This is a genomic window from Kineococcus glutinatus (genome assembly GCF_039542765.1).
Classification (GTDB): domain Bacteria; phylum Actinomycetota; class Actinomycetes; order Actinomycetales; family Kineococcaceae; genus Kineococcus_A; species Kineococcus_A glutinatus.
Genome location: NZ_BAABIL010000348.1, coordinates 1 through 7,438 on the forward strand (window position 1 = coordinate 1; position 7,438 = coordinate 7,438).

The following is a 7,438-nucleotide window of genomic DNA, read 5'->3' on the forward strand; positions in this document are numbered from 1 at the left end:
CTGGAGGCCGCCGCGGTGCGCTGGCGGCAGGAGGAGGGCGGCGCGAGCGGCGCGTCCGCCGTCGGCTGAGCCGCGCCGCTGTGCTCCGGCGGCGCCCGGCGGGCGGCCCGGCCGGATTCACAGCCGTCGTCCGGGCGCCCGTTCCGGCCGTGACGGTTACACTGGAGGAGGCGTCGGGCCGCGGTAGCCCCGGGTCCCATTTGATGAAGCCGCTACGAGCGGCCGTGTGCCGAGAGGCGCTCCCGGTCCGGCGTCCCCAGACCTCTCCCGGCCCCCCGGTCGGCGCGCACGCGCCCGGGGGGGCCGGTTAGCGTGCCGGGCGAAGCGATGTCCCCACCGACAGGAGCGGACGACCCATGCCCCCCGCGGTCCCCACGATCACCCTGAACAACGGCGTCACCGTGCCGCAGCTCGGCTTCGGCGTCTGGCAGGTGCCCGACGACGAGGCGGTGCCGGCCGTCGCCGCGACGCTGGAGGCGGGGTACCGCCTCATCGACACGGCGGCCGTCTACGGCAACGAGGTGGGCGTCGGCAAGGCGCTGGCCGCCAGCGGCGTCCCCCGCGAGGAGCTGTTCGTCACCACGAAGCTCTGGAACGCCGACCAGGGCTTCGACAGCGCGCTGCGGGCCTTCGACGCCAGCCTGGGGCGGCTGGGCCTGGAGTACGTCGACCTGTACCTCATCCACTGGCCGGTGCCCGCCAAGGACGCCTACGTGGACACCTGGCGCGCCTTCGAGCGCATCTACGCCGAGGGCCGGGCCCGGGCGATCGGCGTGTCGAACTTCGAGCCGCACCACGTGGAGCGGCTGCTGGCCGAGACCGGCGTCGTCCCGGCGGTCGACCAGGTCGAGCTGCACCCGTACCTGCAGCAGCGGCGGCTGCGCGAGGCGCTGGCGCCCCACCAGGTCGTCGCGGAGGCCTACAGCCCGCTGTCCTCTGGCGGTGACGTCCTCACCGACCCGGTGATCGGCGCGATCGCGCGGGCCCACGGCAGGAGCCCGGCGCAGGTGGTGCTGCGCTGGCACGTGGAGCAGGGGCACCTGGTGATCCCGAAGTCGGTGACGCCGGAGCGCATCCGCGCCAACATCGACGTGTTCGACATCGAGCTCACCGAGGACGAGCTGGGCCAGATCGCGGGCCTGGACCGCGCCGGCCGCGTCGGGGCGCACCCGGACACCTTCAACCTCGGCGCCTGAGCGCCGGGTCCGCGCAGCGGGGCGAGCGCGCGCAGGACGGCCCCCGCGGGATCTCCCGCGGGGGCCGTCCTGCGCGGCGCTCAGCCGCTCGTCACGGCTGGGTGCTGGTCACGGTGAGCACGTGGGTGGTGCCGTCGTAGGTGAACCGGGTGGTCGCCCCGTCGGCGGGGACGGTGAAGGCGATGTTCGCGCCGCCGGCCGCTCCCCCGGCGCCGTAGCTCTCCTCCCAGCCGAGGCCGTGGGCGACCTTGACCTCGTGGGAGCCGGCGGGGATCTGCGTGGTCACCCAGGCGTAGGTGCCGTCGCCGTTGACGTCCTGCAGCCACGGGCGGGTGCAGGCGGGGTCCCAGTCGGCGGCGCAACCGAGCTCGCTCTGGAAGCTGCCGGGTGCGGTGATGATCGGCCCCTGCGCGTCGGAGGTCACCAGGTGGCTGGCGTGGTCGTAGTAGAAGGTCACGGGGCCGCCGGTCGTGGTGAGGGGGATGTTGCCCCCGTCGCGCACGGCGCCGGCGCCGTAGTTCTCCAGCCAGGTGCCGTCGATCGCCGCCTTGTAGGCGTAGGAACCCGCCGGCAGGTCGACGGTGAGCTTCCACAGCTGCGAGACCGGGTCGTAGACCATCCGTCCCTGCTGGCAGTCCGGGCTCCAGTCGGCGGCGCAGCCGATCTCGCTGTTGAGGTCGCCGGCGACGTTCACCGACGCGGGCTGCTCGACGGGGTTGCCGTCGCCGACCGCGTCCTCGCCGGCGCCGGGCGGCAGGTCGGCCCCGAGGGTGGCGGAGGTGGCGGCCACGGCGAGGTTGCCGGAGTGGTCCTTCAGGACCGCGCGGTACTCCAGCAGCGTGCCGGCCGGCAGGTCGGTGCGGTCCTGGAACACCCGGTAGGGCGCGTTGTCGTCGGTGCCCAGCGTCGTCCACGCCGTGGTGCCGGCCTGTCGGTAGGCGAACGTCACCTGGTTCAGCCCGGAGCCGGGCACGTCGACGCCGATCTCGGCGCGCCCGGCGGTGCTGGTGACCACCGCCTCCGTGCTGAACGCGGGGACGGGGGCGGCCTTGGTCCTGGCCAGCGAGCCGGTCGCCTTCCACACCGCCGCCGACAGCGCGGGGACGGTCACGGTGATGTTCCCGTCGGCGTCGGTGCGCACGCCCCGGGTGCCCTTCGCCGGCCAGACGCCCTTGAAGTTGCGCTCGCGGACCTGTGCGGTGTCGAAGGTGACGGTGCGGGGCTCCTCGGAGTTGTTCACCGCCACGACGTACTCGACGTCGTCGCGGTCGGAGATGCGGCTGAAGGCGTAGACGCCGTCCGTCGCGCTGGCGTAGCGGTGGATCTGGGTGCCGTCGGCGAGGGTGGGGTGGTCGTGGCGCAGGTCGGCCAGCTCCGCGATGCGCCGGTACAGCGGGTTCTTCGTGTCGAAGTTCGCCTGCGCCGTCGTGGCGTCCGTGCCGATGAGGTCGTCGTCGTTGTAGGTGGCGACCTTGGAGGGGAACATGTCCTGGCGCGCGTCCTGGTCGCCCCCGTCACCGGTGAAGCCCTGCTCGTCGCCGTAGTAGACGACCGGCTGCCCGCGGGTGAGGTACATCAGGGCGTGGACCAGCTGGTCGCGCTTCAGCAGCTCCTCGCCGGTGGCGCCGCCGTCGGCGAGGAACTTCCCGATGCGGCCCATGTCGTGGTTGCCCAGGAACGTGGGCAGCGAGTACGCGTTGGAGTCGGCGTCGGTGTACTGGTCGTCGGCGGCGAAGAGCTCCTGCAGCTCGGTGGTGGGGCGGCCGTTGCCGAACCCGGTGGCGCGCGCCTGGAACGGGAAGTCCAGCGTCGCCTGCAGCCGGCCCGCGGTGGTGAACTTCGACGTGTTGACGGGGTTGGCGTCGTACACCTCGCCGAACGCGAAGAACTTCTCGTTGCCGTTGGCCTGTGCCCGCTCCTGGATCGCGGGCATGAACTCCTGCCAGAACTCCAGGTTGACGTGCTTGACGGTGTCGATGCGGAAGCCGTCGATGCCGAAGTCGACCCACGCGTTGTAGATGTCGGTCATGCCGTCCACGACGCGGGGGTGCTCGGTGAACAGGTCGTCGAGGCCGACGAAGTCGCCGTAGGTGTCGGACTCGCCGCCGTCGAACTTGGCGTTGCCGCGGTTGTGGTAGAGCGTCGGGTCGTTGAGCCACGCCGGGGTCTTGGCCGTCGCGTCCGCCGGTGTCGGGAAGGTCGGCGTGTAGGGGAAGGACACCCGCGGGTCCAGGGCGGGGAAGGTGTCCGTCCCGGCGTGGTCGCGGTCGTCGAAGACGGTGCCCGAGGCGTCCCGGTAGGGCGCGGCCTCCTTGGTGATGTACTCCTGCGAGCCGGCGGTGTTGCTGAGCACGTCGGCGGTGTGGTTGGTGATGATGTCGAAGAAGACCTTGATCCCGCGGCGGTGGGCCTCGGCCACCAGCTTCTTCAGGTCGTCGTTGGTGCCCAGGTGCGGGTCGATCTGGGTGAAGTCCGTGATCCAGTAGCCGTGGTAGCCGGCGGAGACCTGGTCACCGGTGCCCTGCACGGGCTTGTTCTTGAACGAGGGCGTCAGCCACAGCGCCGTGGTGCCCAGGTCCTCGATGTAGTCCAGCCGCTTGAGGATCCCCTTGAGGTCGCCGCCGTGGTAGAAGCCCTTGGCGGTGGGGTCGTAGCCGCTGACGAGGCGGTCGGCGGGCAGGCCGCCGGTGTCGTTGGACCGGTCGCCGTTCTCGAAGCGGTCGGCCATCACGAAGTAGAACCGCTCGCGGGTCAGGTCTTCGCGCAGCGAGGACCGCGCGAGGGCGCGGTCGGCCTTCGTCAGCCCCGGCTGCGCGGCGGCCGGGCGCACCGCGACCGCGTGGGTGGCGTGGTCGTAGCTGAAGCGCAGGTCCGCCGGGGCCTGCAGGACGAGGGGGGCGTTCGCGTCGCCCCAGCCGTAGCTCTCGTCCCAGGAGCCGTCGAGGCGGACCTTGTACTCGTAGCTGCCGGCGGGGACGGTGAAGACGCCCTCGTAGCGTCCCGGCGAGCCGGGCACGGCGGTGAGGTCGGTGCTGGTGCAGGTCTCGTCCCAGTCGGCGGCGCAGCCGATCTCCGACTGCAGGCTGCCCATGAGGCTGACGCGGGCGGGGCCGTCGGCGGCGGCCGCGGGCTGGGCGGGGACGAGCGCCAGGGCCAGGGCGGCGGTGGCCAGCCCGGTCGTGGTGCGGCGGGAGCGGTGGGACGGGCGGGGCGGGGCGTGGCGCACGGTGGTCTCCTCGGCGGTGAGCGACTCGCCGAGACGCTAGCCCCTGGGAAGCACCTGGGGAAAGTGCCCCGAAAACCTTGCAAGAACCCCGCAGGCGGCGGTGTCCTCAGCCCCCGACGAGCGCCAGGATCGCGATGCCGATCACGGAGGCCAGGGCGACGATGCCCGCCCACTGCTGGCGCGTCACGTCCCCCGGCTTCGACGACAGCAGGCCCCACAGGGAGATGGCCGCCAGCGCGCCGAGGATGACGAGGCCCGCGGTGGTCATCGTGCTCATGGCGGCCGACCCTACCGGCGCGCCCACCGCCTCCCGGACGACCCACCCGGCGGGGGCCGGGCGGTCGGCGCCGGGGGGGCGTCGCGGCGCTCAGCCCGCTCCCGCGACCGCCAGTCGGGCGCGCACGTCCTCGGCGGGCACCGGGTGGCCGACGTGGAAGCCCTGGGCGCTGTCGCAGCCGAGGTCGGCGAGGATGTCGATCTGCTCGGCCGTCTCGGTGCCCTCGGCGAGGACGTGCAGGCCCAGGGTGTGGCCGAGGTTGACGATGAGGCGGCTGATGGCCACCGCCTCCCCGCTCTCGCCGTGCCGGTGCAGCCGCTCCACGAAGGAGCGGTCGATCTTCAGGATGTCGACGGGCAGCCGCGCCAGGTAGGCCAGCGACGAGTACCCGGTGCCGAAGTCGTCGATGGCGATCCGCACCCCCCGCCGCCGCAGCTCGCGCAACGCGCGCAGCGTGTCGGGGCCGGTGTCCAGCAGGGCGCTCTCGGTGATCTCCAGCACGACGCGATCGCGCTCGCAGTGCCCGGCGTCCAGCGCGGCGTGCACGGCGCGCAGCGCGGCGCGGTCACCGAGCTGCTGGGGGTCGAGGTTGACCGCCACGTGGGTGCCGGCGGGCCAGCGGTGGACCTCCCGCAGGGCCAGGTCCAGCACGGCGCCGCCGATGGCCGGCATGAGCCCGGCGCGCGCGGCGGTGGGCAGGAACTGCCCCGGCGGCAGCAGTCCGCGCTGCGGGTGGCGCCACCGGACGAGGGCCTCGGCACCCGTCAGCCGCCGGTGGGTGAGGTCGATGGTCGGCTGGTAGTGCACGCACAGCTCCCCGGCCTCCACGCCGCGGCGCAGGTCGATCTCCTGCCGGCGCGCCGCGGCCAGCTGGGCGGCGTGCTCGGGCCGGAACATGACCGCGCGCGCGCGGCCGGCGTCCTTGGCCCGGTACAGCGCGATGTCGGCCTCGCGGAGCAGTTCCTCGACCGGGCAGTCCGGGTCGGAGGTGTGGCTGATGCCGATGCTGGCGGCCGGGTGGACGACCTCGCTGGTCTCGTTGCCCCGCAGCTCCAGCGGGGGGCGCAGCGCGGCGACGACCCGCCGGGCCACCTCACCGGCGGCCCGCGGGTTGGACACGCCGGGGCAGAGCAGGACGAACTCGTCGCCGCCGAAGCGGGCCACCGTGTCCCCCGGGCGCAGCACCGCCCGCAACCGGGTGGCGATCTCCACGAGGAAGGCGTCGCCCGCGCCGTGCCCGAGCGCGTCGTTGACGCCCTTGAAGTCGTCCACGTCCAGGAACAGGACGGCCAGGCCGCCGCCGTCGCGCCGCAGCGCGGCCAGCGCCTGCTCCAGCCTGTCGTGGAGGGCCAGCCGATTGGGCAGGCCGGTCAGGGAGTCGTGGAGGGCGGCGTGGCGGTAGCGGGCCTCGGCGCGCACGCGCTCGACCGCGGCGCCGACGATGTTGGCCAGCGCCTGCAGGAAGTACACGTCGTCGCCGGTGAAGCCGTGGGGCTCGGCGCTGTGGGCCAGCAGCACCCCGTGGGACTCCTGCGAGCGCGGGATGTCGACGGCCACGGAGGAGCGCATCCGCGGGATCGGGGCGGGGCGGTGGTGCTCGTGCCAGTCGGCGACCACGTGGGGCGTGCCCTCGGCGAGGAGCGCGGACAGGTACGCGTCGAGCTCCGCCTCCCGGTCGGGCCGGGTGTCCGGTGCCGTCGCGCCGCGGTCGGCGCCCCGGCTCCAGGAAGAGGTGTGGACGTGCACCCGGCCGTCGTCGTCCCTGGTGAGGACGAGCGCGGCGTCGATGTCCAGGGCGGCCAGCACGGTGCTGCAGATCCGGTCCAGGAGCCTGCGCAGGTCGGGCTCGCGCAGCGCCTCCATGCCCACCTGGGCGACGAGGGCCTGCTGCAGGGCGCGCTGCTCCGCCTCCCAGCTCGACCCCTGGCGCGGCGCGGTCGGCGAGCTCGCCACGGTGAGCGGGTGCGGCACGAAACCTCCTCGGACGTCGGCGCCGCCGCACCACGTTTCGGTTACAGCGGGTGCCAGGACGATAACTCTGCGTTTCCGAGCTGTCGCGGTCGCCGGCACCGGCGCTGCTCCGGTCGGGTCCGTCGCGCCCCACGACACCACAGGCGTCACACCAGCCACGACGAGAGCGGGTGGAGGAGGCACACCCGGGCGGGTGGAGGAGGGTGCGAGCCCGGTGGACGGGTAGGGCGGGTGGGGCTCGAACCCACGACCGACGGATTATGAGTCCGCTGCTCTGACCGGCTGAGCTACCGCCCCGAGTGAGTGCATCGTCGCAGGTCAGAGACCTGCCGCATCCCCCACGGCCTTGAGCTTACCGACCCCGTCCTGAGGCACGTTCTGCGCCCGTTCTGCCAGCGCCACCTGGGCGGCCTCGGCGGCCGCCCCGAGGGCATCCACCCAGCGATGGGTATCCCCCGGGTACAGATGGCCGTAGCGGTCCATCGTGAAGGCCACCGAGGTGTGCCCGAGCATCTCGCTGAGGTGCTTCACGGGCGTGCCGGCTTGGATGTGCAACGAGGCGCAGGTGTGCCGCAGGTCATGTGGCCGCACCACGTCGCCGGCTGCCTGCCGAGCGATGCCCGCCGCCCGCACAGCTGGGTCGAAGACGCGGGACCGCCAGTTCGCCATGCGCATGACGCCACCTTGCGGGGCGGTCAACAAAGGATCATCCGCTCCCTTCCCGACGAGCTGCTCGGCCAGCAACGGCACAAGCCACTGCGGCACCGG

At 73.3% G+C, this 7,438-nt stretch carries 5 protein-coding genes and 1 tRNA gene; 1 reads left to right on the plus strand and 5 read right to left on the minus strand.

Annotated features, from left to right (window positions below; translation table 11 throughout):
- Positions 1-356 precede the first annotated feature (356 nt).
- A complete protein-coding gene (locus tag ABEB16_RS13270; RefSeq protein WP_345712723.1) occupies positions 357-1,196 on the plus strand; it encodes an aldo/keto reductase in 840 nt (279 codons plus the stop codon).
- A gap of 91 nt (positions 1,197-1,287) precedes the next feature.
- Here ABEB16_RS13270 and ABEB16_RS13275 read toward each other — a convergent pair whose 3' ends face one another.
- From ABEB16_RS13275 to ABEB16_RS13295, 5 genes are all read right to left on the minus strand, one after another.
- On the minus strand, positions 1,288-4,422 hold the full coding sequence (locus tag ABEB16_RS13275; RefSeq protein ID WP_345712724.1) for a pullulanase X25 domain-containing protein: 3,135 nt from the start codon (positions 4,420-4,422) through the stop codon (positions 1,288-1,290).
- A gap of 106 nt (positions 4,423-4,528) precedes the next feature.
- A complete protein-coding gene (locus tag ABEB16_RS13280; RefSeq protein WP_345712725.1) occupies positions 4,529-4,699 on the minus strand; it encodes a hypothetical protein in 171 nt (56 codons plus the stop codon).
- A 90-nt stretch (positions 4,700-4,789) separates the two neighbouring features.
- Positions 4,790-6,670, minus strand: a complete 1,881-nt coding sequence (locus ABEB16_RS13285; RefSeq protein WP_345712726.1) for a putative bifunctional diguanylate cyclase/phosphodiesterase — start codon at positions 6,668-6,670, stop codon at positions 4,790-4,792.
- A 223-nt stretch (positions 6,671-6,893) separates the two neighbouring features.
- Positions 6,894-6,967 (minus strand) — tRNA-Ile (locus tag ABEB16_RS13290).
- Positions 6,968-6,988: 21 nt separating this feature from the next.
- On the minus strand, positions 6,989-7,438 hold a 450-nt coding region (locus ABEB16_RS13295), incomplete at its 5' end, for a tyrosine-type recombinase/integrase (protein ID WP_345712727.1).

Coding starts and splice junctions, on each gene's coding strand:
- ABEB16_RS13270 (WP_345712723.1), top strand. CDS start 357: ATGCCCCCCGCGGTCCCCACGATCACCCTGAACAACGGCGTCACCGTG.
- ABEB16_RS13280 (WP_345712725.1), bottom strand. CDS start 4,699: ATGAGCACGATGACCACCGCGGGCCTCGTCATCCTCGGCGCGCTGGCG.